The sequence below is a fragment of the Streptomyces sp. NPDC056479 genome (genome assembly GCF_042795335.1).
GTDB lineage: Bacteria > Actinomycetota > Actinomycetes > Streptomycetales > Streptomycetaceae > Streptomyces.
The window spans coordinates 291073-314066 of the sequence record NZ_JBHTRZ010000004.1 but is presented as its reverse complement, the minus strand read 5'-3'; the positions used below and the strand labels follow the sequence as shown (position 1 = coordinate 314066).

18 protein-coding genes are annotated in these 22994 nt (G+C 69.6%); 7 read left to right on the top strand and 11 right to left on the bottom strand.

All coding sequences use genetic code 11. The features are described from left to right. The first annotated feature begins 90 nt into the window (after positions 1-90). From ACFQ6S_RS17945 to ACFQ6S_RS17930, 4 genes are all read left to right on the top strand, one after another. On the top strand, positions 91-1446 hold the full coding sequence (locus ACFQ6S_RS17945) for an extracellular solute-binding protein (protein ID WP_383410054.1): 1356 nt from the start codon (positions 91-93) through the stop codon (positions 1444-1446). Next, positions 1443-2381, top strand: coding sequence for a carbohydrate ABC transporter permease (locus ACFQ6S_RS17940; protein ID WP_383410052.1), 939 nt, complete (start codon positions 1443-1445; stop codon positions 2379-2381). The genes ACFQ6S_RS17945 and ACFQ6S_RS17940 overlap by 4 nt, the downstream gene beginning before the upstream one ends. Beyond that, positions 2378-3211, top strand: a complete 834-nt coding sequence (locus ACFQ6S_RS17935) for a carbohydrate ABC transporter permease (RefSeq protein WP_383410049.1) — start codon at positions 2378-2380, stop codon at positions 3209-3211. Before ACFQ6S_RS17940 ends, ACFQ6S_RS17935 begins: the two co-directional genes overlap by 4 nt. A 96-nt stretch (positions 3212-3307) precedes the next feature. Next, positions 3308-4822: an alpha-N-arabinofuranosidase gene (locus ACFQ6S_RS17930; protein WP_383410046.1), complete on the top strand. Its 1515-nt coding sequence runs from the start codon at positions 3308-3310 to the stop codon at positions 4820-4822. Positions 4823-4990: 168 nt separating this feature from the next. Here ACFQ6S_RS17930 and ACFQ6S_RS17925 read toward each other — a convergent pair whose 3' ends face one another. Next, on the bottom strand, positions 4991-5821 hold the full coding sequence (locus tag ACFQ6S_RS17925) for an intradiol ring-cleavage dioxygenase (protein ID WP_383410043.1): 831 nt from the start codon (positions 5819-5821) through the stop codon (positions 4991-4993). Between the two features lie 249 nt (positions 5822-6070). Here ACFQ6S_RS17925 and ACFQ6S_RS17920 point away from each other — a divergent pair, with 249 nt between their 5' ends. Next, on the top strand, positions 6071-6730 hold the full coding sequence (locus ACFQ6S_RS17920) for a DUF4360 domain-containing protein (RefSeq protein ID WP_383410040.1): 660 nt from the start codon (positions 6071-6073) through the stop codon (positions 6728-6730). Positions 6731-6796: 66 nt separating this feature from the next. Here the strand turns inward: ACFQ6S_RS17920 and ACFQ6S_RS17915 are convergent, their stop codons facing one another. Together ACFQ6S_RS17915 and ACFQ6S_RS17910 are read right to left on the bottom strand one after the other, a co-directional pair. Then, positions 6797-7597 (bottom strand): intradiol ring-cleavage dioxygenase, encoded by an 801-nt coding sequence (locus tag ACFQ6S_RS17915; protein WP_383410037.1) that lies wholly within the window; start codon positions 7595-7597, stop codon positions 6797-6799. A 113-nt stretch (positions 7598-7710) separates the two neighbouring features. Next, complete coding sequence (locus ACFQ6S_RS17910) at positions 7711-8670, bottom strand: alpha/beta hydrolase family protein (RefSeq protein ID WP_383410034.1); 960 nt, start codon at positions 8668-8670, stop codon at positions 7711-7713. 116 nt (positions 8671-8786) lie between these two features. On the opposite strand from ACFQ6S_RS17910, the gene ACFQ6S_RS17905 reads away from it, so the two are divergent. Beyond that, entirely contained in the window at positions 8787-9377 is a 591-nt protein-coding gene (locus tag ACFQ6S_RS17905; protein ID WP_383410031.1) for a TetR/AcrR family transcriptional regulator, read from the top strand. Between the two features lie 401 nt (positions 9378-9778). Here ACFQ6S_RS17905 and ACFQ6S_RS17900 read toward each other — a convergent pair whose 3' ends face one another. The 6 genes from ACFQ6S_RS17900 to ACFQ6S_RS17875 form a co-directional block, all read right to left on the bottom strand. After that, a complete protein-coding gene (locus tag ACFQ6S_RS17900; protein ID WP_383404447.1) occupies positions 9779-10519 on the bottom strand; it encodes a class I SAM-dependent methyltransferase in 741 nt (246 codons plus the stop codon). 41 nt (positions 10520-10560) lie between these two features. Next, entirely contained in the window at positions 10561-12078 is a 1518-nt protein-coding gene (locus ACFQ6S_RS17895) for a lyase family protein (protein WP_383410028.1), read from the bottom strand. Further along, positions 12075-14105, bottom strand: a complete 2031-nt coding sequence (locus tag ACFQ6S_RS17890) for an FAD/NAD(P)-binding protein (RefSeq protein WP_383410025.1) — start codon at positions 14103-14105, stop codon at positions 12075-12077. The genes ACFQ6S_RS17895 and ACFQ6S_RS17890 overlap by 4 nt, the downstream gene beginning before the upstream one ends. Before the next feature lie 14 nt (positions 14106-14119). Then, the gene (locus ACFQ6S_RS17885) at positions 14120-15394 is read right to left on the bottom strand and encodes an MFS transporter (protein ID WP_383410022.1); all 1275 of its coding nucleotides are present in this window, start codon (positions 15392-15394) and stop codon (positions 14120-14122) included. 76 nt (positions 15395-15470) lie between these two features. Continuing rightward, complete coding sequence (locus ACFQ6S_RS17880) at positions 15471-16619, bottom strand: ThiF family adenylyltransferase (RefSeq protein ID WP_383410019.1); 1149 nt, start codon at positions 16617-16619, stop codon at positions 15471-15473. Between the two features lie 316 nt (positions 16620-16935). Beyond that, entirely contained in the window at positions 16936-18648 is a 1713-nt protein-coding gene (locus tag ACFQ6S_RS17875; protein ID WP_383410015.1) for a M3 family metallopeptidase, read from the bottom strand. A gap of 367 nt (positions 18649-19015) precedes the next feature. Here ACFQ6S_RS17875 and ACFQ6S_RS17870 point away from each other — a divergent pair, with 367 nt between their 5' ends. Then, positions 19016-19993 carry an arabinan endo-1,5-alpha-L-arabinosidase gene (locus ACFQ6S_RS17870; RefSeq protein ID WP_383410012.1) on the top strand — a complete coding sequence of 326 codons (978 nt, stop codon included), beginning with the start codon at positions 19016-19018 and terminating at the stop codon, positions 19991-19993. A 32-nt stretch (positions 19994-20025) separates the two neighbouring features. Here ACFQ6S_RS17870 and ACFQ6S_RS17865 read toward each other — a convergent pair whose 3' ends face one another. After that, on the bottom strand, positions 20026-21636 hold the full coding sequence (locus tag ACFQ6S_RS17865; RefSeq protein ID WP_383410009.1) for a pyridoxal phosphate-dependent aminotransferase: 1611 nt from the start codon (positions 21634-21636) through the stop codon (positions 20026-20028). 184 nt (positions 21637-21820) lie between these two features. Continuing rightward, complete coding sequence (locus ACFQ6S_RS17860; RefSeq protein WP_383410006.1) at positions 21821-22966, bottom strand: aldose epimerase family protein; 1146 nt, start codon at positions 22964-22966, stop codon at positions 21821-21823. Between the last annotated feature and the right edge of the window lie 28 nt (positions 22967-22994).

Below are 22994 nucleotides of genomic sequence, written 5' to 3'. Positions count from 1 at the left end.
CACAAGGCATTGACTGGAAAGCGCTTCCACCCTACGGTCCCGTTCGAAGTTACGGGCGTAATTCGATATGTCGAACAGTAAGGGCAGGCAATGGGACGACCTGACCTGAATCGCAGGCAACTTCTGGCCACCGCGGGCGGATTGGCGGTGGCCGGCAGCTTCGGCTTCGCGGCACTGGGCACCGGCGCCGACGCGCTCGCCTCCAGCGCCGACACCCGGGTGCGCTACTGGAACCTGTTCAGCGGCGGCGACGGCTCCAACATGATCGCGATGCTGGACGCCTTTCGGCAGGCGAACCCCGGCATCGACGTCAAGGACTCCACCCTCCAGTGGGGCAACCCCTTCTACACCAAGCTCGCCATGGCCGCCGCCGGCAACCGCGCGCCCGACCTCGGCGTGATGCACCTCGGCCGCGTCACCGGCTTCTCGCCCGGCCGGCTCCTCGATCCCTGGGACGTCGAGCTGCTCGCCGAACACGGCGTACGCGAACGGGACTTCAACCCCTCGCTGTGGCAGCGCGGTGTCATCGACGGGAAGCTCTACGCCCTCCCGCTCGACATCCACGTCCAGCTCTGCTTCTACCGCAAGGACGTGCTGAAGAGGGCGGGCCTGCTCGGTGACGACGGGCGGATCGTCCCGGTCACCTCGGCCGACGAGTGGTTCGACGTGCTGAAGGAGGCCAAGAAGGCCACCAGGAAGGGGCTGCAGACCATCGGCCTGTGGGTCAACGACCAGAACTTCCAGTGGTGGTTCTTCGTCGCCTTCTACACCCAGCTCGGCGGCACCTGGTTCAACGCCGACAACACCGAGGTCACCTTCGACACCGACCGGGCCACGCAGGTCCTGGAGTTCCTGCGCCGGCACATCGCCGAGGGGTACGCCGACCCGGGCCTGGGCTCCGTCGGCGCCGAACAGTTCATCAACGGCGCCCCCTTCGCCTGGGAGGGCAACTGGTCGGTGCCGGTCTACGCCGGGGCGAAGCTCGACTACGGCGCCATCCCGCTGCCGCCCGTCTTCGGCGAGCAGGCCACCCACGCCGAGTCGCACGCCTTCGTCCTGCCCCACCGGTCCGGCCGCGGCGGCGCCGCCGACGACGGGGCCCACCGGCTCGCCGCCTACATCGTCACGCACGCCCGGCAGTGGGCGGCCGGCGGCCACATCCCGGCGCACACACCGACCTTGTCCACGGCGGCGTACAAGAAGCTGGACCCGCAGAGCGAGTACGTCTCCGCCATGGACCACCAGGCCACCGAGCCGAAGGTGTGGTTCGCGGGCTCCACCGGCATCCTCGCCCAGCGCGTCGGCCCGATCGTCGTGTCCTCGACACTGGGCTCCGCCAGGCCCGACGTGGTCGCCGGCCGGATGAAGGGCGAGCTCGCCAAGCTGCTCGCGATGAAGAACCCCATGGACGGCAGGACCGCCGCGCAGGGGGGTACGGCCGCATGACCACCGCCGAGACCGTCTTCGCGCCGCCACGCGCCAGGACCGCCGCCGACAGCGCCACCCTCCGCCGTAAGCAGGGCTTCCAGCACGGCGGTTGGTTCGTGGCCCCGTTCCTGGTCCTCTTCACGCTCTTCGTGATCTGGCCGCTGCTACGCGGCATCTACCTCAGTTTCACCGACGCCAACATCTCCGGTGACAGCACGAGTTTCATCGGCCTCGACAACTACCGCGAGGCCCTCGACGACCCGCTGATGTGGGACGCGCTCGGTCGCAGCGCGTACTTCACGCTTCTGGTCGTGCCCTGCATCACCGTCCTCGCCTTCCTGCTGGCGATGCTCGCCCACCACATCGAGCGCGGCAAATGGCTGTGGCGCCTGTGCTTCTTCGCGCCCTTCCTCCTGCCCTCCACCGTCGCCGGCAACCTGTGGCAGTGGCTGTTCAACCCCGGCACGGGAATGATCAACCACGTCTTCGGCATCGAGACCGCGTGGCTGACCGACAAGTCGTACGCCATGCTCGCCATCGTCATCACCACCCTGTGGTGGACGGTCGGCTTCAGCTTCCTGCTCTACCTCGCCGCGCTCCAGTCCATCCCCGACCACCTCTACGAGGCCGCCAAGCTCGACGGCGCGAACGCCTGGCACCGCATGGTCCACATCACCCTGCCGATGCTGCGCAACATCACCGGCCTCGTCATCACGCTCCAGATCCTGGCCTCGCTCCAGGTCTTCGACCAGGCGGTCGTGATGATGGACTTCGGCCCCGGACCGGAGAACTCCACCCGCACCTTCGTGCAGTACACCCTCGAAGAGGGCTTCACCAGCTACCGCGTGGGCTACGCCTCCGCGATCTCCATCATCTTCTTCGTGCTCATCGCGGTCGTCGCCCTCGCGAGAATGTGGCTGCTGCGCAACCGTGAGGAGGGCGCCGCCCGATGACGACCAAGGCGTGGACACCCGGCCAGATCGTGCTCACCCTCCTCGGTACGGCCGTCTCGGTCGTCTTCCTCGCGCCCTTCGCCTGTGGCCTGTTCACCTCGCTGAAGTCCGAGACCGAGGCGGTGGAGGTGCCCCCGCACTGGCTGCCGAGGGACTGGACGGGCCAGGCGTGGACGGCCCTGTTCGAGACCGGCAACATCACCGACTGGTTTGTGAACTCCCTGGTCGTCTCGGTGTGCGTGACGTCCGTCGTGCTGATCGTGGCGGCCCTCGCCGGATACGGCTTCGCCCGCACGGAGTTCCGCGGCAAGGGCGTTCTCATGGGCGTCGTCATGGCGGGCCTGATGATCTCCCCGGCGGTCCTCGGCGTACCCCTGTTCACCACGGTCCAGCAGATGGGGATGGTCGACACCTACTGGGGCATGATCCTGCCGCAGTGCGCGCCGGCCGCGATGGTCTACATCCTCTACAAGTTCTTCCAGGGCGTCCCGCGCGAGCTGGAGGAGGCAGCGTTCATCGACGGCGCCGGCCGCTGGCGCGTCTTCTTCACCATCGTCGTCCCGCTCGCCCGCCCCTCCCTCGCGGCGGTCGGCATCTTCACCTTCATCGCCTCCTGGAACAACTTCCTGTGGCCGTACATGGTGACCAACAACCCCGACCTGATGACCATGCCGAACGGCATCGCCACCGTCATGAACTCCTACGGCATCCAGTGGGCCCAGCTGATGGCCGGCGGCCTGATGGCGGGCCTGCCCCTGATCGTCGTCTTCGTCTTCTTCCAGCGGCAGATCGTGGCGGGCGTGGCCCACACGGGTCTGGCAGGCCAGTAGGGGCTTTTTGCTCTTAGGGGCGCGGGGAACAGCGCGACCAGCCACAGACAACCCGCACCCGCCGGCGTTCGGAACCACCCCCTTCGAAAGGCGAACATGCACACCGCCCGTTTCACCCTCGACCCCGCCTTCACCGTCGGCGAGGTCAACCCCCGGCTCTTCGGCAGCTTCGTCGAACACCTCGGCCGCTGCGTCTACACCGGCATCTTCGAACCCGACCACCCCACGGCCGACGACAAGGGCCTGCGCCAGGACGTCCTGGACCTGGTCCGTGAACTCGGCGTCACAGCCGTCCGCTACCCCGGCGGCAACTTCGTATCGGGCTACAAGTGGGAGGATTCCGTCGGCCCGGCAGCGGAGCGCCCCCGGCGCCTCGACCTCGCCTGGCACTCGACGGAGTCCAACCGCTTCGGGCTCTCCGAGTACATCGACTTCCTGCGCAAGATCGGCCCGCAGGCCGAGCCCATGATGGCCGTCAACCTCGGCACCCGCGGCGTCGCCGAAGCCCTCGAACTCCAGGAGTACGCCAACCACCCCGAGGGCACCGCCCTGTCCGACCTGCGTGTCTCCCACGGCGACAAGGACCCCTTCGGCATCCGGCTGTGGTGCCTGGGCAACGAAATGGACGGCCCCTGGCAGACCGGCCACAAGACGGCCGAGGAGTACGGCCGGGTCGCCGCCGAGACCGCACGCGCCATGCGCCAGATCGACCCGCGGATCGAACTCGTCGCCTGCGGCTCCTCCAGCCAGTCCATGCCGACCTTCGCCGAGTGGGAGGCGACGGTCCTGAAGGAGACGTACGACCTCGTCGACCACATCTCGCTGCACGCCTACTACTGGCCCGAGAACGGCGACATCGACTCCTTCCTCGCCTCCGCCGTCGACATGGAGTCCTTCATCGACAACGTCGTCGCGACCGCCGACCACGTGGGCGCCCGGCTGAAGTCGAAGAAGCGGATCAACCTCTCCTTCGACGAGTGGAACGTCTGGTACCTGCCCGAGTGGGAGGCGCACGCCAAGACCTTCGAGCAGCACGACTGGCCTCAGGCCCCGCGCCTGCTGGAGGACAACTACAGCGTCACCGACGCCGTCGTCTTCGGCTCACTCCTCATCGCTCTGCTGCGCCACGCCGACCGGGTCACCGTCGCCTGTCTCGCGCAGCTCGTGAACGTCATCGCCCCGATCATGACCGAGCCCGGCGGCCCGGCCTGGCGGCAGACGACGTTCTTCCCCTTCGCCCAGGCGTCCGCGTACGGCCGCGGCCAGGTCCTGGACGTCCGGATCGACTCCCCGACCTATGAGACGGAGAAGTACGGCGAGGCCGACCTCCTGCACGCCACCGCCGTACGCGCCGACGACGGCACGGTCACCGTCTTCGCGGTCAACCGCGGCCGCACCCAAGCCCTCCCGCTGGACGTCGCCCTGAACGGCCTCGACCTCACCCGGGTCGTCGAGCACAGCGCCCTCGCGGACGCCGACCCGGACGCCCGCAACACCCTCGACGACCCCGAGCGGGTCACCCCGCACCAGGTCGAGGGCACCGCGCTGAAGGACGGGCACCTCACCGCCGTACTGGAACCGCTGTCCTGGAACGTGATCCGGCTGGGCTGACATGTCCGGGTGAGGAATCCTCACACTGGAAGGTGTTCGCCAGGATCGGCGTACCGGGTGTGGGCCGCCGCCCTGGCGTACTCGATCCGGGCCCACCTGAAGGAAGGGGAGGCGGCCCGGACCGAGCCCGCCGAGGAGCGGCAGCCCGTCGGCACCTGACCGAGCCGTTCAGGCGGTGCTGACGCCCACTGTCAAGGTCGCCTTGTAGCCGTCCGCCACGCTGTCACCGAGTGCCGTCAGGGTCAGCAGACCGGAGGAAGAGCCTCCGTCGTCGTAGATGCCGTCGTCCTCCAACTGGGTCTCCTTCGTGGTGTTCTCCGAGTACGGCGAGGTCGCCTGGATCTCGGTGTTGATGTCCGGGTCGAAGAAGAGCTGCCCGGTGTGAATGATGTCGCCGCCTGTGTACGAGTCGTCGGTGAGCGTCACATCCGTGTGCAGCCGCATATGGACGTGCACCGCGCGCGAGACGTAGTGCCCCGGCCAGATGGACGTGATCTCGCACTGACCGTTCTCGTCGGTCATCCGGCCGCCGCGCAGGAAGGTGCCGTTGTCCTCCTCCTGGTGGCCGTTGCCGCCGACGAAGCCCGAGTACTCGCCGAGATGGTCGCAGTGCCAGATCTCGACGAGGGCGTTCGCGAGCGGCGCGCAGTCGTTCGCGATGTCGACGACCGTGAAGGTGTACCGCACCTCGAAACCCTCCTTGCCCTCCCGGATGTCCGCCCGCACGAGGGCGCCTTCGAGGGAGTACGGACCCTCGGTGACCTCGGCGTTCAGGACGCAGACGCCGGTGATGGCCGCTGTCGTGGTGTCGGCCGTCGCGTCGGTCGTGGACGCCTCGGCCGTCCCCTGGGCGGGGTCGGCGGAGGCCATGCCGGCGACCGCGAGACCGCCGGCCACGGCGATACCGCCACCGGCGATCAGAACGCGGCGGCGCCGGACGCCGGTGTCCAGCCGGTGGCGGCCGGACTGCTGTTCGTCGTGCTCTGTGTTTCCCGTCATGTGAACGAAGTTAGGAGCCAATCTGAGGAACGACTTGATGTGCGGCTGTGAACGGCCTGGGGATGCTTCGCTCAACTCGGCCGTAAATGGCTGGAGTTGACTCCTGTCGGCCATGCGCGTGACTTCTACGATGCGTACGCCTTCGGCCTTCACAGGAACCTCACTGTTTCTTCAAATGTTCAACGAAGGATCGGTGAGGGCGACTTGGGGCCGCAGGCGCAGCCACCCCCCATCCCCAAGGAGAGATCCATGGCACGTGGACTCCTGCGGTTCCTGCTGAGCGGCGGCGCGTTGGCCGCTCTGCTCACCGCGACCCTGCCCGCGCAGGCGACTCCCGCGTTCGAAGACCCGCCGCCGGACAAGATCGTCATCAAGGTCGCCACGGTGAACGGCTCCGGCTGCCCCCAGGGCACCACGGCCGTCGCCGTCTCCGAGGACAACACCGCCTTCACCGTGACCTACAGCGACTACCTCGCTCAGGTCGGCGGCAACTCCGACCCGACGGCGTTCCGCAAGAACTGTCAGCTCAGCCTGATCGTGCACGTCCCCGGTGGCTTCACCTACGCCATCGCCAGCGCCGACTACCGCGGCTTCGCCGCCCTCCAGTCCGGCGCGAATGCCATGCAGAGAGCCTCGTACTACTTCCAGGGCTCACCGAACACGCAGTTCCGCAGCCACCCGTTCAGCGGCCCCCTCAACGACAACTGGCAGGCCACCGATGAGACCGACTGGGCCCAGCTGATCTGGGCGCCCTGCGGGAAGCAGCGCAACTTCAACATCAACACCGAGCTGAGGGTGAACCTCGGCTCGTCCCCGGCGAGCAAGGTCAGCTTCATGACCATGGACTCGACCGACGGTGACATCAGCACCGTGTACCACCTGGCGTGGAAGGAGTGCCCGGGTCAGTAGGCGCACGCGTCAGGCCGCGCCCGCTGCGGAAAGCGGGCGCGGCCTGACGGACGTGGGCGTCTCGGCTCAGCCGTCCACCCCCAGGGTGAGCGTCCCCGCGTAGCCCGCCGACGGTGAACCGCCGAGCGCGGTCAGGGTCAGCAGACCGGAAGCGGCGCCTCCGTCGTCGTAGATGCCGTCCTGGGCGAGTGTGGTGCGCGGGACGGTGTTGGCGGCGTAGGTGGCGAGCGCGGCGACACGTGTCGTGATCGTCTCGTCGAAGAAGAGCTGGCCGGTGTGGAGTTCCTGGCCGCCGGTGAACGAGCCGTCGTCGGTGAGCGTGACGTCGGTGTGCACCTTGACGTGGATGTGGACGCACCGGCCGCGGTACCAGCCGGGGTACACGGTCGTGATGCGCGCGACGCCGCCGGAGCCGGTGAGCACACCGCCGCGCAGGAAGGTGCCGTTGTCGGGCTCGTCGTGGCCGTTGTTGCCGACGAAGCCGGAGTACTCGCCGAGGGCGTCGCAGTGCCAGATCTCCACCAGGGCGTTGTTCAGGGGTGCGCAGGTGCTGTCGTCGACGACGGTGAGGGTGAGCTCCAGCGCGATGCCGGTCTTGTCCTCGCCGATGTCGGCGCGGACCAGCTGTCCGTCGAGGTAGTAGGGGCCTTCGGTCATCTCCTTCGTGAGGGTGCAGACGGCCGCGGCGGCCACGGGGGCCGGTGCGGCTGTGGGGGCCTCGGGTGCGGCGGCACCGACGGCCAGGGTCGCGGCCGTGGCGCCGGTGGCGATCAGGACGGTGCGGCGTCCGATCGCGGTGGGGGGTGCCTGCGAAGCGTCGGGAGCCCGCGAGGAGTCTGTCGAGGTGCCTGTCGAGGTTTCTGTCATGGACACGGCACCGTAGGGACGGATGCTGTTGATGGGCTGTCAGTTGGGCAAAGTGAGCACCCGTCAAGTTCCTTGCCGGTCACCTCCTTGTGCCTGCCCCCGGCCTCGGCCGGTCACTTGGACTCCACTCGCCCTACGGCGTGGGGGCCGGTCGTCAACGCTTCGCTCGTCGTCCGCCAGGCGTCGTCGGCGGGGTCGAACCGGGTGCGGAGGTAGGCCGAGACCAGGCGGCCGAGGGCGTTGACGAGCGCCGGGTTCTCGTCGGTGGTCTCGGCGACGTCGTAGCCGGCGATCCCGCCGAGTCCGTGCTCCGCGCCGAAGAGGGTGAGCAGGGTCTTGGGTGTGGGGGCGAGGGCGTAGGGGTCGGCGTGCCAGTCCGGTCCGATGTCCGTGAAGTGCCGGGAGTCGTCCTTGTCGCCGACGACGACCAGGGTCGGCGTGGTCATGGTGGAGAAGTCGGACGACTGGACGAACGAGATGGCCTCGGCCATGGGGCCGTTCAGGATGTCGCCGCCCCTGCCGGGTGCCGCCAGCAGCACGCCCGCGGTGATGCGGGGTTCCAGCAGGTCCACCGCTTCCCTGGTGTCAGGGTCGGCATTGCGTGCGCCCAGCAGGAGGCCGGCGGTGTGACCGCCGAGCGAGTGTCCGGCGACGGCGACCCGGGTGCGGTCCACGCGGCCGGCCAGCCTCGGCACGGCGGTCTCGATCGCGTCGAACCGGTCGAGGATGTGGGTCATGTCCTCGGCGCGTGCGCGCCAGAAGAAGGGTGCGCCGGGTGCGTCGGCGACCAGGTGGCTCAGGCTCCGGGAGCTGAGGTGGGTGGGCTGGACGACGACGAACCCGTGCGCCGCCCAGAGGTCGGCGAGCGGGGCGTAGCCGTGCAGGGAGGAGAGATGGTGCGAGGGGCCGTGGCCGTGGGAGAGGAGGATGACCGGGAGGTCGGTCCCGGTCGCCGGGGCGGTGACGCGCAGGTGCAGGTCCACGGGGCGTCCGGGGACGGGCAGTACCACCGGGCCGTACGAGAGGACCGGCACGGATGGGTCGGGGGCGGTGGTCGGCGTGGAAATGGTCATGGTTGCGTTTCCCTTCTGCGTTCCTTGGGGTAGAGCCGCTAAGCTGAACCGGAACGCTGCTCCACTTAGTATCCGGAACGCTGTTCCGTTTTGTCAATCGTGTCGGAGGAAACCTGATGTCCACCGAGGACTCCGCCGGAAAGGCGCCGTCCCGAAGCAAGCGGGCCGACGCGGTGCGCAACCAGCAGACGCTGCTCGCCGCCGCCGCGGAGGTCTTCGTCACCTCCGGCGTCGAGGCGCCGATCCGGGAGATCGCGGCCCGCGCCGGGGTCGGGATGGGGACGATCTACCGCCACTTCCCGACCCGGGCCGATCTGGTCACCGCCGTCTACCGCCATCAGATCGAGGCGTGCGCCGAGGCCGGCCCGAGGCTGCTGGCCGAGGCCGACTCCCCTTTCGCCGCGCTGAGCCGGTGGATCGACCTCTTCGTCGACTTCCTGGTCACCAAGCACGGACTCGCCGCCGTACTGCACTCCGACAGCGCCGGTTTCGCGACTCTGCACGCCTACTTCCTCGACCGCCTGGTCCCCGTCTGCACCCAACTGCTCGAAGCCGCAGCCGCCGCCGGTGAGATCCGCTCCGACATCGAGGCCTACGAACTCATGCGCGGCGTCGGCAACCTCTGCATCGGCGCGGACAGCGACCCCCGCTACGACGCACGCCGACTGGTCGAGCTCCTCATCGCGGGGCTGCGCCGACCGCGCTGATTCGATCCAGATCGACGGCCGTGCGACCCGTCCGAGTCCTGCACGGCTCGCTGTCGGACGGCGCGTCCAACCTGGGCGGGCCGACGGGCGGCCTGACCGACCATGTCTGCTCCCGTTGTTGCGCCACCCCTTCCCTCAGGGGACTCACACCGCCCTCTGACCTGCGAGAAGTGCACCTGGGCCGGTTCATCCCGCGGTCATCTGGCCGCAGGTTGGCCGCGCCGCAGGCAACGCCACCACCCGCCACTGCCAAACCATGCGCACGCAACAGATGCGGTATCAAGACCGATAGGGGCCGGAAGATATCGGCTGGTGCCGGATTAATTCGCCCCGAGCGCCTGCGCGGATTCGGACAGGCCTGCGCGGCCAGGTGATGTCTTCACGTCTCGGCGCGGTGGAATTTACGGTTTGTGGGTTACCCAGAGCAGTTCCGCCGGCCAGCGGTGTGCCCAGTCGGGTGGGTCGGTTTCGTTGTAGCCGTTGGGTGTTCCGAGTTCGGGCCGCGGCTCGATGAGGTCGTCGATGATGAGACCCGCGCCGCGCAGGACCTTGACCCAGTCGCCGTAGGTGAGCTGATAGCTGGTCGCGCCGTCGTCTTCGGCGATGGTGTTCAGCCCGAAGTAGTCCTGCTGCAGCGTCGTGGTCACGCGGCCGGCGGCTTCGTCGTAGCAGGCTTCGAACCATGGGCTGGCGACGTTGAACACCAGGCGCCCGCCGCGGCCCAAGACGCGTGCGGCCTGCGGGACGGCCAGGTGCGGGGGCGCCCAGCTGAGCCCGCCGAAGTCGCAGAACACCAGGTCGAAGCTGTCGGCTGCGAAGGGGAGTTGTTCGGCGGCGCCCTGCACCAGCGGGTAGCGGGCCGCTCCCATCGCGCGGGCCGCTGCGGCGAGTTGGGCTTCGGACAGGTCGAGCCCGACCACGGTGGCGCCCTCGGCGGCGAGCGCCCCGGACCACTGGCCGGCACCGCAGCCGAGTTCGAGGACGCGCTTGCCGGTGACGTCGCCCAGGGCGTGCAGGTGCGCGTCGGGGATGGAGTACATGCCCCACAGCCGGGGTGCGGCGCCGATTTGTGGGTCGTGCTCGTGCTGGTAGGCGCTGCTGATCCGGTTCCAGAGCCGCCGGTTGGCGGGGATGCTGTCCACGTGCCGACTCCAGCACTGCCTGCCGGGGGCGGTCAACACGACTAGGGCACTGGCCGGCCCTCGCCTCGGTCCGGCCCTGGCTCGGCCCATGATCCGCCGGACGAGCCCTGGGCCCGCCGGTCGCGGAGCGCCTCGTAGTGGGTCAGAGCCCGGTCCACGAGGGCCGAGGCGGCGCCCGTGTAGTGCGTGGGATCGAGGAGGCCGGTCAGTTCCCGCTCGCTGAAGTGGCCGGTGAGGTCCGGTGATCGGGTCAGCACCGTGCGCAGGGGAGTACCGCTTCGCTCGGCCTCGGTGGCGGCCGCGGTGACCGCCTGCGCCGCCTTCCGCCTGCCCAGCGTCCGGGCCAGCGCGGCGGCCAGCCGCTCGGTGACCAGCAGGCTGCCGGTGAGGTCGAGGTTGTCGCGCATGCGAGCCGGGCGCGGTGTCAGGCCCTCGGCCAGCTCCGCCGCCGTGTGCGCGGCGCCGCCCGCCAGCCGCAGGCACTCGCGCAGCGGCTCCCATTCGGCATGCCAGGCACCCGCGGGACGTTCGTCCTCGGCGAGCATGGCCTGGGTGACGACCAGGGCCAGGGCGGGGACCTGGAGGGCGGCGGCGCGGATCAGCGTGGCCAGCGCCGGGTTCCGCTTGTGCGGCATCGCCGAGGAGACCCCGCGTCCGGCGGCGGCGGGCTCGGCGACCTCGGCGATCTCGGTGCGGGAGAGCGTCTGCACGTCCACGGCCACCTTGCCCAGGGCGCCGGTGACGAGGGCCAGCGCCGCGGCGAGTTCGGCCAGGGGACCACGGGCCGTGTGCCAGGGCAGCACCGGTACGGCGAGGCCGGTCTCGGCGGCGAAGGCGGCGGTCAGGTCGGTGACGTACGCGGCGAGATCCCGGTCGGCGTAGGCGTCGGCCTCAGGGGCCGAGTCACCCCGGCGGACGTGTTCGAGGTAGCCCGCCAAGGTGCCCGCCGCGCCACCGAGTTGAACCGGGAGACCGAGGCGCACGTCCCGTAGACGCTCGCCCGCCTCCAGTACGGCCAGCAACCAGCCGGCCGCCTTGAGGCCGAAGGTGACGGGCACGGCGTGCAGGGCGAGGGTACGGCCCGGCATGGGCGTGTCCCGGTGCGTCGCGGCGAGCCGGGCGAGCGCGGCCGTGGTGCGGTCCAGGTCGGCCAGGAGCGGGTCCGTGGCACGGTGGGCGACCAGCAGGGCGGCCGTGTCCATGATGTCCTGGCTGGTGGAGCCGCGGTGGACATGGTCGGCGGCCGCCTCGTCCTCGGCCGCGACGGCCGCGGTCAGCGCCCCGACCAGGGCGACCACGGGATTGGCGGCGCCGCGTGCCCGCCGCGCCAGGTCCCCGATGTCGAACGGGTGCGTCGCGGCCACGTACGCGATCGTCTCGGCGGCCTTCTCGGGCACCACGCCCAGCCGGGCCTGCGCGCGCACCAGCGCCGTCTCCGCGTCCAGCAGGGCGCGCAGCCACGCCGCGTCGGAGGTCGCCTCCTCGGCCGGCGTGCCGGCGCGCACCGGGGTGAGCAGCCCGGAGTCCGGGCCGACGCGGGGAGCCCGGTCCGCTGTCATACCGCCGCCTTCGTGGTGGGAGTGCTGTCCGAACCCGGGGGCGGGCAGACGTCGGTCAGGTCCAGTGCGGCGCGGGCGATGGCGTCGGCGTCGCTGAGGATCACCGAGTTGACGCCCGGACGGATGCCCGCGGCGGTCACCCAGTGGACCGACTCCGTCGGCACTCCGAAGACGAATCGGCGCGGGTGCGGCCGGCCCGAACCGTCGACGGGGTGATAGGGCCTGGCGGTGACGGCGAGTCCGCCGGTCTCGTAGGCGTCGCCGCCGGGATCGGGTATGCGGTGTGGTCGTACCTGCCGGGCGACCGCCATCTGACGCAGCAGCGGGTCGGCGGTGCGCCGCAGATCGACGTCGGGCATCCGGGCGTCGATCAGTACGGACGTCCACACCTCCGATCCGGGCACGCGCCCCGAGTCGACGGCGAACGCGTGCGCCTGCGGATCGGGCCGGGCCCGGGTGCCGGGGCCGGTCATGTGCAGGATGCCGGCCTCGATCAGCGCGAGCGCCTCCTCGGTCCGTCGCACCGGAGGACCGATGGACAGGAAGGCGTTGAGCGGCGTGTACCACCGGTCGAGGTCCTGCCGGTGGGAGTCGCCGGTGAGCCCGGAGTGGTCGACCAGCAGCCGGATCTCGTTGCGCAGGTCTCGCAGCACGTCCACGGCCGCCTTGACCGGCCCGTCGACATTGCCCTCCCGCGCGGCGGCGATGTCCGCGCGCAGATGCCCGGTGATCCAGTCCCGGTAGTCCGCGGGACCCGTGAACGTTCTGTCGCCGTACGGACGGGCCACCAGCTCCCAGTCCCAGCGCAGTTCGGCCGGGATGCCGTAGGCGTCGAGCAGGCCCCTCTCGGCGCCGTCCTCCCGGGGCAGGACCGGATAGCGGGCCCGCAGTTCCCCGGCGTCGCGGGCCCGGCCCTGTGCCGTGAGCAGGGCGCCGTAGTAGACGGTCTCGACCTCCCTGGCCAGCAGCGGCCAGATGTCGCGCCGGAAGTCCAGGCCGCCGCGGCGGGCGGCCAGCGCGCGCAGCTTGCCCACCGTCGCCCGGTCCAGCACCACGGGCTCGTGACGTCCGTACGGCCCCTTCTGGTTGGCGCCCCGGGAATGGAAGGGGACTCCGCGCCGCGAGCCGGCGTGCAGCACCGGCTCCCGGCCGGACGGCCAGTAGCGCAGCCGGCCGTCCCCGTCGCGTTCGAAGGTGCCGCCGCGGCCGAGGGTGAGCAGCGCCATGTGGTCGAAGAAGTTCAGGCCCAGGCCCATCAGGGCGACCGGCTCGCCGGGCAGCACCGAGGAGAGATCCGCGTCCGCCGGGTTGCCCGGGGCGACGTAGTGGAGTCGCTCGGCCCGCGCGAACGCCCTGAACTCCGCCTCGCGCGGGGAGGCGACGGTGGGCAGATGGCCCTGGGTGAGGACGATCCCGCGCAGCCCGGCCAGCCGTGTCCCGTCCGCCAGCAGCACGCTCTGCGCCGGGCCGCGGTCACCGCGCGCCGCATCGCCCGCACCCCCGGCGGTCTCCGTGTGCTCCCGCTCCTCCTCGCGCTCCTCGTCCAGCCGGACGGCCTGGGAGCGGTGCACCACCACCGTGACGCGGTCCGCCGACGTGCCCACCACCCGGTCGTAGACCCACTCCAGGTAGTGCCCGTAGAAGGCCCGGGTGGCATAGGAGTCGGGGTCCAGTCCCGCCGCCTCGGCCAGTGTCTCCTCGGGGTAGTGGCGTCCGCCGAAGGAGCCGATGAGCACCAGGAAGCGGGCCCACTCGTGCAGGCTCGGTCCCGGCCGCAGGGGGCCGTGCAGGTCGACGCTCTCGTCGGGGAACATCGTCACCTGTGAGGCGACGGTGTTCATCAGCAGATGACGCGACTGGGCCGGCCGCCAGACCTTTCCCGGGCCGGGAGGATGCGGGTCGACCACGTGCACGACGACCCGGCTCTCCGGTACGGCGGCCTCGGCGTTCGCGCAGATCCGCTCCAGGACGGCCAGTCCGCGCGGCCCCATGCCGATGATGCACAGGTCGAGCCGTGAACCGTCCATCGCTGCCTCTCCCGTCAATTCCTCGATGCCGGACCGGGATCCGGTGCCTCGGCCTCCTCGGCGACCGGCGCGGGCGCGTCCACGCCGGGCGACGACGTGCGCAACGGCGACAGGTAGGCCAGTCCGGCGATCAGCAACCTGAGCAGGGCGCCGATGGTGATCAGTACGTAGATGTCGTGGAAGGAGCTCTCGACCGCGCCCGCGACGACGGCCGCGACCGGGATCGAGGCGAAGGCGAGCATGCGGGTCGTCGCCACGACACGACCCAGGAGGTGGTTGGGGACGATCTGTTGGCGGAGGGTGAACCAGGCGACCGGGTTGATCGAGCCGAGCGCGTAGACCAGGCCCCAGACGACGGCGATGCCGACGGGGTCGCGGACGGGGACGAGGAGGAGGGTGGTCAGGCCCGCCAGTGCCGTGGTGCCGATCAGGATGCGGCCGGGAGGTCTGCGCCGGATCAACCGGCCCGCGACGGCGGCCCCGATGACGGCTCCGACGCCCTGGGCCGCCAGCACGGCGCCGATGACATCCGGTTCGAACGCCCGGTAGTCGGTGAGGTAGTAGATGAAGTTGGCCTGGATCAGCCAGATGGCGAAGTTGGTACCGGTGAACATCAGGGAGCCGGCCATCAGGACCTTGTTGTCCTTGAAGATGTAGCGGACCGCCTCCTTCATCTCGCCGAGGAAGGACGCCTTCGCGGGCGGTGCCGCCGCCTTGGCCGGTCCCGTCCCGCGCTGGGCGCGGATCAGCAGGATCGCCGCGCCGGACACGAGGAACGAACCGGCGTTGACGAACACCGTCACGTCGAAGCCGAACACCGCCACCAGGCCACCGGCGATCGCGGGCCCGGCCATCGCCATGATGTTGTCGCCGGTCTGCATCCAGGCGTTGGCCTGCCCGAGCCGCTCGGACGGGACGATGTCCGGGAGGAAGCTCTGGAAGGCGGGATGGTAGACCGGTTCCACGCAGGCCAGCAGGAACGCGGCCAGGTAGATGGGCCACAGCGTGTGGACGTCGAGGACCACGAGGACGGCGAGGCAGCCGGCGATCACTCCTGCGGCCATGTCGCCGGCGATCAGTAATCGGCGCCGGTCGAAGCGGTCCGCGAACACCCCGCCCGGCATGGACAGCAGCAGGAACGGCACGTACTCGACGGCGTACAGCACACCCGTGCTCAGCGCGGAGCCGGTGAGGTGCAGTACGAGGAGGGGCAGCGCCAGCCGGTAGACCCAGTTGCCGAGCGAGGACGCGAGGTAGGCGGTGAGCAGAATGTAGTAACGGCTTCCCATACGAGGCATCCTGGCGTAACCCACGTCACCCGAGCGCTGCTCCACACCACTCACCGCACGAACCTCGCCGGCCTGTCTACCGTGCCTCGGTGAGCTTGGGCGCCGTTGTCGTGTCGACGGCGTCCTTGCCGCAGACCGCGCAGTCCTCCAGCCGCTCCCAACGCTCGCTCTCACTCATCTCGTAGTCGTCGAAGCGCAGTTGCATCAGCCGGCCCGCGGCGACCGGCGGGGCGATGCCGGTGATCAGGCGGGTGAGCTCGCCGACGAGGAAGCCGGTGGTCATGGTGACGAGCGGGCAGAAGGCGGCGTTGTCCCCGCCGATCTGGCGCTCGCGCTTCTCGGTCAGCAGCCGGTCGGAGACACGGTCCTCGTGCAGGACCTGGCGACGCCAGCAGGCGATGCAGCCGGTCTGCCCCGGGATCATGGTGAAGTACACCGCGCGCTGGGTCTCCAGACCGCCGGTGATGAGCGGCTTGCGCTGGAGGACACAGCCTTCGTTGACCCAGTGGGCGAGCTCCATCTTGGGCCGGTCGGCCACCGAGATCACCACGTCGGCGCCGTCTATCACGCTCAGCACGTCCTGGGTGGAGCCGATCTTCAGGCTCACCGGCTCGATGTCGATGTGCGGATTGAACAGCCGCACGCGCTCGGCCGCGAGATACAGCTTCTCCTGGCCGATGTCGCTCTCCCGGTAGAGGATCTGCCGGTTGAGGTTGGACAGTTCGACGCGGTCGAACTCCACCGCCCGAACGTGCCCGATGCCCATCGCGGCCATGTCGAGCAGCAGATGGGTGCCGAGCCCGCCCAGACCGAGGAGCGTCACACGTGCGTCGCGGAGCCTGCGCTGGAGGTCGTACTTGTTGTCCGCGAGGTGGGCGTAGGACCCGAAGAAGTTGATGTTGCGCGCCCAGCGTTCGAGTTCGTGGTCCTCCAGGATCCCCTCCGGGGCGACGGCCCCGTTGAGCAGGAAGCCGGCCTCGTCGAACTGCTCCACCGCCGCGGCGACCTCCTCGGCGGACACCTCCGGGAAGTCCGCGGCGAGATCGCGGTGCACCTCGGTCACGGTCCGTGTGCCGTCGAGGAGTTCGAGCAGCCGGCGGATCGATCCCGTGGGGTCGTCGATCTCGGTCACCTCGCCGAAGCCGCCGATGTAGACGGTGTCACCGGAGCCGAAGAGCGGCGAGGTGTGCTTGAGCTGGGGCAGGATGCGCCCGTCTGCGGGCATGATGTGGCCATCCCTCCGTGATACGTGGCGAAAAGCGCGATACTTGATGACAGCCACGCCCGTTGCCCGGGCGTCCGGCCGGAGGATCCCGCCGGTGGGCGATTACGGCGCCCACCGACGGGATCCCTGTAATTCACGGAGGTCCGACGGCCCTCACGGGCTCGGTCACCTCCGGGCACGGCGGGTCTCAGCCCTCGACCGTGCTGCCGGCGATGCTCGCCTTGCGCGTCTTCATGGCAACGGTCATCTCGGTCCCCTCCTTCCTGACTGGTCGGTGTGGATGCTCCGTTCCCTCACCGGGGTGGGGGAACGGAAGTCAGTGGAGCTGCCGGGCCAGGGAGTTCAGCCGGGTCAGCTGGTCCCGCAGGGTGTGGGCGGCGCGGCGCCAGTCGTCCGCCTCGGTGGTGCGGACCCCGGCGGCGCCGAGGAGCCGGTCCGGCGGCAGGGTGTCGCCGGCCGACAGCAGACGGTGGAAGCGGGGGCCGAAGCCCGCCGGGTCCTCGTCGTAGCGGCTCAGCAGCGCGAGCGCCGCCAACTGGCCGTAGATGTAGGGATAGTGGGAACCGGGGTCGGTGAACAGCGGCCCGAGATAGCTCCACCACATGCGGTAGCCGTCGGTCGGTTCGACGGCGGGGCCGTACAGGCGGCGCTGCCCGTCCGTCCACAACTCGCCGATCCGGTCCGGCTCCAGAGTGCCCACCTCGTGCACCTCAGCACGCAGCGCGACCTCGAACCGGTGCAGGGCGGCGTGCCGGCCGACGGCAACCATCTGGTCCTCCAGCCAGCGCGCCAGCACGGACGCCCGGGTGCGCGGATCGGTGCTGCCGGCCAGCAGGGTGCGCACGGTCATCGCCTCGCAGAACAGGGCGACGGTCTCGTTCACCATGGACGGCGGGCTCGCGGCCAGGAACGGCCGGCCCGAGGACAGTCGCATGTGCACCGCGTGCCCCACCTCATGTCCGAGGGTGAGAATGTCCCGCACGCGGCCCGTGAAGTTCATGGAAATGCAGGGCAGTTGTCCGGGGATTGCGCGAGTGAAAGCACTTCGCTGTTTTCCCGGGCGAGGTGCGGCATCCACGCAGCCGCTTTCAAATATTGACAGGGCAAGTTTTTCAAAGTCCGGGTCAACGCTACGGAAAGAGGCGATCACGATGTCGACCGCATCGGGCCATGCGATGTCCTGTTCCGAATTGTCGAGAGGCGCGTACCGGTCAAAGTCGGCCAGTCGATCGTGGCCCATAAGTGTGCACTTCAGCGCGTAGTGTTCATGAATGATCGGGGTGCATTCGTCGGCCACGGCGAGGAGCGCGGCGACTTCGTCCGGCCGGATTCCGTCGGCGCGGTGGCGTGCTTCCAGCCAGTCCGTGCCCCGGAGTCCGGCTCGCGCCTCACCGTCCGCGACGATCATGCCGAGTGCGGTCGCGCGCAGTTCCAGTTCGGGTTCGAGGGCCCGGTTGATCGAGGCGTGGACCGCGGCCCGCCCGGCGCGGTCGGGGCTGTACAGGGTGGGCAGGGCTTCGCCGATGGAGCGTGGCTCGCCGTCGATCTCGACGCGGATACGCGCGAGTAGTTGCTGCGCCAGGCGCTGCCAGCCCTCGGTGCCGGTCGGCAGCAGTGCGGTCAGGGCCACCTCGTGAGGCCCGCCCGGTCCCTCGCTCGCCGCCGTCGTGCGCGTGTGGTGGGCGAAGCGGGTGTACGGGTCGAGGTCGCCGGGGTCGGGATGGGCGGCCAGGGCCGGCTCGAAGAACTCCAGTTCGGTGACGAGGCGGGCCCACTCGGCGTCCAGGCGCCGCAGCAGTCCGGTCGCCGCCGGTCCTTGGTCGTGCAGGGCGTACAGCAGTTCCGCGTAGACGCTGACCCGCTGAAGTCGACTCACGCACAGTTCGTACCGGCGGATCCCGTCCAGCAGGGCTTCGGTGTCCAGCTCCGCGATCCGGTCGCGTAATCGATCGGACAGGGCCTTCGATTCCTGGCGTACGGTGGCCAGGACTCTGTCGATTTCCTGGGCATCCGGGGCCGTGAATATCATTCCGGGATCCCATGACGGGCAGTCGCTCTCGACCCGTCCCCCGTTATCGACGGAACTCACGTCTACCCCCGTTCAGTGATCCGTCCTGGGCGTCGAGAATTCCTTACGGTTGCCTACCCTAAACACGCGATTGAGTGAGTGTCAACGAAGTTACGGTTCAATTAGTGGAGTTGTGAATTCCGTCGTGAATTTGCATGGGTGATCGCGATTTCCGGCGAACGAGGTCCGTGCACGGTGGGGGCCGCGGGAAGAGAGGGGCTGCGCGAACCATTGACGCGCAAGTGCTTCGATTCTACGGTCCGTTCGAACTTGCGAGCGCTGTTCGGCATATCGGCCAGCTGTCACCCCCACCGCAAGGAGGACTCCCATGCCCCGGACTCTCCGTAGGCGAACAGCCCTGATGGCGCTCCCCGCCGCCGCTCTCCTCGCCCTCGTCCCGTCCACGGCGTCCGCCTACCCCAACCCCGGCCGGGTCACCGGTTCCGTCGTCACCCACGATCCTTCGATGATCCGCACCTCCGCCGGCCGGTACCTGCTGTACGCCACCGGCGGCGGCATCGCGAGCAAGGCGTCGTCCGACCGCACCGCGTTCAGCGCGGGCGCCGACGCCTTCGGCAGCCGCCCCGGCTGGTGGTCGACGTACTCCTCCGTCCCGGAGGCATGGGCGCCGGACATCTCGTACCACGGCGGCAAGTACCTGATGTACTACTCCGTCTCGAAGTTCGGCTCGAACACCTCCGCCATCGGCCTGGCGGGTTCCACGACCGGGCAGCCGGGCAGCTGGACCGACTACGGCACCGTCTACACCTCCGGCTCCTCCAGCGACTACAACGCCATCGACCCGAACCTCTTCGTCGACGACGACGGCAAGTGGTGGCTGTCCTTCGGCAGTTGGTGGACCGGGATCAAGATGATCCGGATCAACCCCGCCACCGGCAAGCAGCCCTCCTCCGACACCACCCGCTACCCGCTCGCCTCCCGCCCGACCGGCACCAAGGCCGTGGAGGCCCCTTCCGTCGTCAAGCGAGGCGGCTACTACTACCTCTTCGCCTCCTACGACACCTGCTGCGCCGGCACCCGCAGCACCTACAAGGTGAAGGTCGGCCGCGCCACGAGCGTCACCGGCCCGTACTACGACAGGAACGGCGTCGCGATGACGAACAACGGCGGCACGCCCGTGCTGGAGTCGCACGGCAGCGTCATCGGCCCCGGCGGCCAGTCGATCATGAACGACGTGGACGGCGACCTGATCGTCTACCACTACTACGACGGCACCGACAACGGCACACCCAAGCTGGGCATCAACCTCTTGAACTGGAGCACGGGTTGGCCGGTCGCCTACTGACCCCCTGGCCGCAACGCCAGAAGGGGCGCGGGCTACCCGGCCGCACCCATCCCCGCCGCGTTCGGCCAGCTCTGGCTGTTCGGCCACCCGGTCGCCGGGGCCGGCGTCAACCCCGGCCCCGTAGTACCCCGTACCTGCGCCGCCGTGAGCCCACCACGGGCCGGTACCCCCGGCGGCGTGGGCGCGGGCGGCACCACGGCCGCGGCCGGCGCCACGGGCGACGGGAACGGCATCGGGGTGGGGGCGACAGGAGCGGGTGCGGGCATGGGTGCGGGCATGGGCGTGGGCATGGGAGCCGGCGCCACGGCCGCGGCCGGGGCCACCGGAACCGGCGCCGGCATCGGCATCGGCATGCCGCCCCCCGGCACCGCCTGCGGCTGAGGCGCCGCAGGCATCGGCGCCGCCATGGCCGCGGCGGCGATGCCCTGCATACCGGCGCCGTTGGTGGAGCTGACCAACCGGTCCACGGCCGCCGTACCCGAGCTGTAGTTGGTCCCTGTACCCAGCTCGGGTACGGCGGCTCCCCTCCTGGACCCGTAGAGCACCTGCTCCAGGCCGGACACCAGGCGACGCACGTCCACCTGGGGGCGCACCACGAGTCGCAGGAAGCGGCTGGACGAACCGATCTTGTTGCCGCACTCGCGGACCAGGATCCGGTGCTCGGTGAGCAGCCGGTCGCGGACCACGGTGCCCTCGGCGCCCACGGGAAGGCGCACGAAGAGGAAGTTGCCTTGCGACGGGTAGACCGTCAGGCCCGGCAGCTGGGCCAGATGGCTGGCCATGTCGAGACGGTCCCGGCGCACCTGATGGAGGCTCTGCGCGTACTCGGCGCCGTGGTTCTTGAGCATGAACACCACATGCTCGGCGAAGGCGTTGAGGTTCCACTTCGGCAGCATCGAGCGGACCATGCCGGCCAGTGCCGGGTTGGCGACGAGGTAGCCGAAGCGGATGCCGTGCAGACCGAAGTTCTTGCCGAGGCTGCGCAGGACGATGACATTGGGCCGCAGCATGGCCTCCTGGACCACCGACGGCTCCTGCTCGGCGTCGGCGAACTCCAGGAACGACTCGTCGATGATGACCAGGTCCAGATCGGCCATCGCGTCCATGAACTGCACGAGCGCGTGCTTGTGGAGGTAGCCGCCGTCGGGGTTGTTGGGGTTGCAGATCACCGCCACCCGCGTCCCCCGGGCGCGGATGAACTCGGCGTACTGCGCGAGGTCCAGGGCGAAGCCGCTGGACTCCTGGAGCGGAAACATGTCGACCCGCTTGCCGGTTTCCATCGGCTGGTCGGTCCAGCGGCCGAACGTGGGGACGGGGATGGCGAGGGACTCACGGACCATCAGATGGTCGATCCAGGTGATCAGCTCCGTGGAGCCGTTGCCCATCGCCACACACTGCGGCGGAAGCTGGAGCAGGCCGCACAGTTCGGCCGTGATCGTGTCGGCGCTGCTCGGGTAGTACGTGATGATGTCCCGCAACCGGGACGCCATGTCCTGGAACATCTCCGGCGTCGGGAAGTACGGGTTGCAGGGGATACAGAAGTCGACCGGACCGGCCCCGTCGCCGCCCTCACGCGTCAGCGCCGCCATCGACGGGCTGTGTGCCGCGGTGCTGCGGAACAGCGAGGTGACGTTGTCGGCCATGGAACCTCCGTATGGGGCGGGCCCGGTGGGGACGACCCGGGCCCGTCGTCTTTGGGTGGCCCGCGCGGGGGAGCACGGGCCGCCCTTACATACGGAGGCTGGGGTGGCGCTGTTCAACCACTGAGGAATCGGTGAGAACTTGTGTGCCACCTGTGAAGGTCGGTCAGAGAAGACGTCTCGGACGTCAGCGGCTGAACGAGTGGACCGTCGTCGAACGGTACGTCTGCCCAGGTCGCAGCAGCGTCGACGGGAACGAGGGCTTGTTCGGCGAGTCCGGGAAGTGCTGTGTCTCCAGGCACAGCGCGTCGCCCTGCCGGTAGGTGCGGCCGCTCGGGCCGACCAGGGTGCCGTCGAGGAAGTTGCCGGAGTAGAACTGCAGGCCCGGCTCGGTCGTCGCCATCCGCAGGGTGCGGCCGGACGACGGGTCCTTCAGGGTCGCGATCCACTCGGGGCGCGGCGAGATGCCCTTGTCGAGCACCCAGTTGTGGTCGATGCCCTTGCCGTACAGCAGCTGCTGGTGCGCCTCGCGAAGGTCCTCGCCTATTCGCTTGGTGCGGCGGAAGTCGAAGGGGGTGCCGGCGACGGGGGCGAGCTGACCGGTGGGGATGAGGCCCGAGTCGACGGGGGTGTAGCGGGACGCGTCGATCTTCAGCTGGTGGTTCTCGATCGTGCCGCTGCCCTCGCCGGCGAGGTTCCAGTACACGTGGCTGGTGAGGTTGACGACGGTGGTCTTGTCGGTGGTGGCCTCGTAGTCGATGCGCCAGTCGCCGTGGCGGGTGAGGGTGTACGTGACCTTCACCTTGAGCGTGCCCGGGTAGCCCATCTCACCGTCGACGGACGTGTAGTACAGGCGCAGGCCGACGTCCGAGCCCTTGGTGAACGGCTCGACGTCCCACACCCGCTTGTCGAAGCCCTTGGCGCCGCCGTGCAGGCTGTTCACGCCGTCGTTGACGTTGACCTGGTGGGCCTTGCCGTCGATGGTGAACTGGCCCTTGCCGATGCGGTTGCCGTACCGGCCGATCAGAGCGCCGAAGTAGGGGCTCTTCGCGACGTAGTCCTCGATGTTGTCGAAGCCCAGGGAGACGTTGGCGTAGTGCCCGCGGCGGTCCGGGATCTCCAGGGACTGCACGACGCCGCCGTAGGAGAGGACCTTCATCCGCGTGCCGCCGTTGGCCAGCGACCAGCTGTAGACCTTGGTGCCGTCGGCGAGTTTGCCGAAGAGCGACTTCACCGGCGTCCTGCCCCCCGTGGCGTTGGCGGTACCGATGGTCGCGGCGGTGATCCCCGCCGCCGCGGCTCCGGCTATGACCGTGCGTCTGCTCATGTCCATGCGTCCGGCTCCTCAAAGGGTGAGCGAG

Bases quoted from the DNA above. Each gene is read 5' to 3' on its own strand.
- ACFQ6S_RS17945 (WP_383410054.1), top strand. From the start codon at position 91: ATGGGACGACCTGACCTGAATCGCAGGCAACTTCTGGCCACCGCGGGC.
- ACFQ6S_RS17940 (WP_383410052.1), top strand. From the start codon at position 1,443: ATGACCACCGCCGAGACCGTCTTCGCGCCGCCACGCGCCAGGACCGCC.
- ACFQ6S_RS17935 (WP_383410049.1), top strand. From the start codon at position 2,378: ATGACGACCAAGGCGTGGACACCCGGCCAGATCGTGCTCACCCTCCTC.
- ACFQ6S_RS17930 (WP_383410046.1), top strand. From the start codon at position 3,308: ATGCACACCGCCCGTTTCACCCTCGACCCCGCCTTCACCGTCGGCGAG.
- ACFQ6S_RS17925 (WP_383410043.1), bottom strand. From the start codon at position 5,821: ATGACGGGAAACACAGAGCACGACGAACAGCAGTCCGGCCGCCACCGG.
- ACFQ6S_RS17920 (WP_383410040.1), top strand. From the start codon at position 6,071: ATGGCACGTGGACTCCTGCGGTTCCTGCTGAGCGGCGGCGCGTTGGCC.
- ACFQ6S_RS17915 (WP_383410037.1), bottom strand. From the start codon at position 7,597: ATGACAGAAACCTCGACAGGCACCTCGACAGACTCCTCGCGGGCTCCC.
- ACFQ6S_RS17910 (WP_383410034.1), bottom strand. From the start codon at position 8,670: ATGACCATTTCCACGCCGACCACCGCCCCCGACCCATCCGTGCCGGTC.
- ACFQ6S_RS17905 (WP_383410031.1), top strand. From the start codon at position 8,787: ATGTCCACCGAGGACTCCGCCGGAAAGGCGCCGTCCCGAAGCAAGCGG.
- ACFQ6S_RS17895 (WP_383410028.1), bottom strand. From the start codon at position 12,078: ATGACAGCGGACCGGGCTCCCCGCGTCGGCCCGGACTCCGGGCTGCTC.
- ACFQ6S_RS17890 (WP_383410025.1), bottom strand. From the start codon at position 14,105: ATGGACGGTTCACGGCTCGACCTGTGCATCATCGGCATGGGGCCGCGC.
- ACFQ6S_RS17885 (WP_383410022.1), bottom strand. From the start codon at position 15,394: ATGGGAAGCCGTTACTACATTCTGCTCACCGCCTACCTCGCGTCCTCG.
- ACFQ6S_RS17880 (WP_383410019.1), bottom strand. From the start codon at position 16,619: ATGCCCGCAGACGGGCGCATCCTGCCCCAGCTCAAGCACACCTCGCCG.
- ACFQ6S_RS17875 (WP_383410015.1), bottom strand. From the start codon at position 18,648: ATGATATTCACGGCCCCGGATGCCCAGGAAATCGACAGAGTCCTGGCC.
- ACFQ6S_RS17870 (WP_383410012.1), top strand. From the start codon at position 19,016: ATGCCCCGGACTCTCCGTAGGCGAACAGCCCTGATGGCGCTCCCCGCC.
- ACFQ6S_RS17865 (WP_383410009.1), bottom strand. From the start codon at position 21,636: ATGGCCGACAACGTCACCTCGCTGTTCCGCAGCACCGCGGCACACAGC.
- ACFQ6S_RS17860 (WP_383410006.1), bottom strand. From the start codon at position 22,966: ATGGACATGAGCAGACGCACGGTCATAGCCGGAGCCGCGGCGGCGGGG.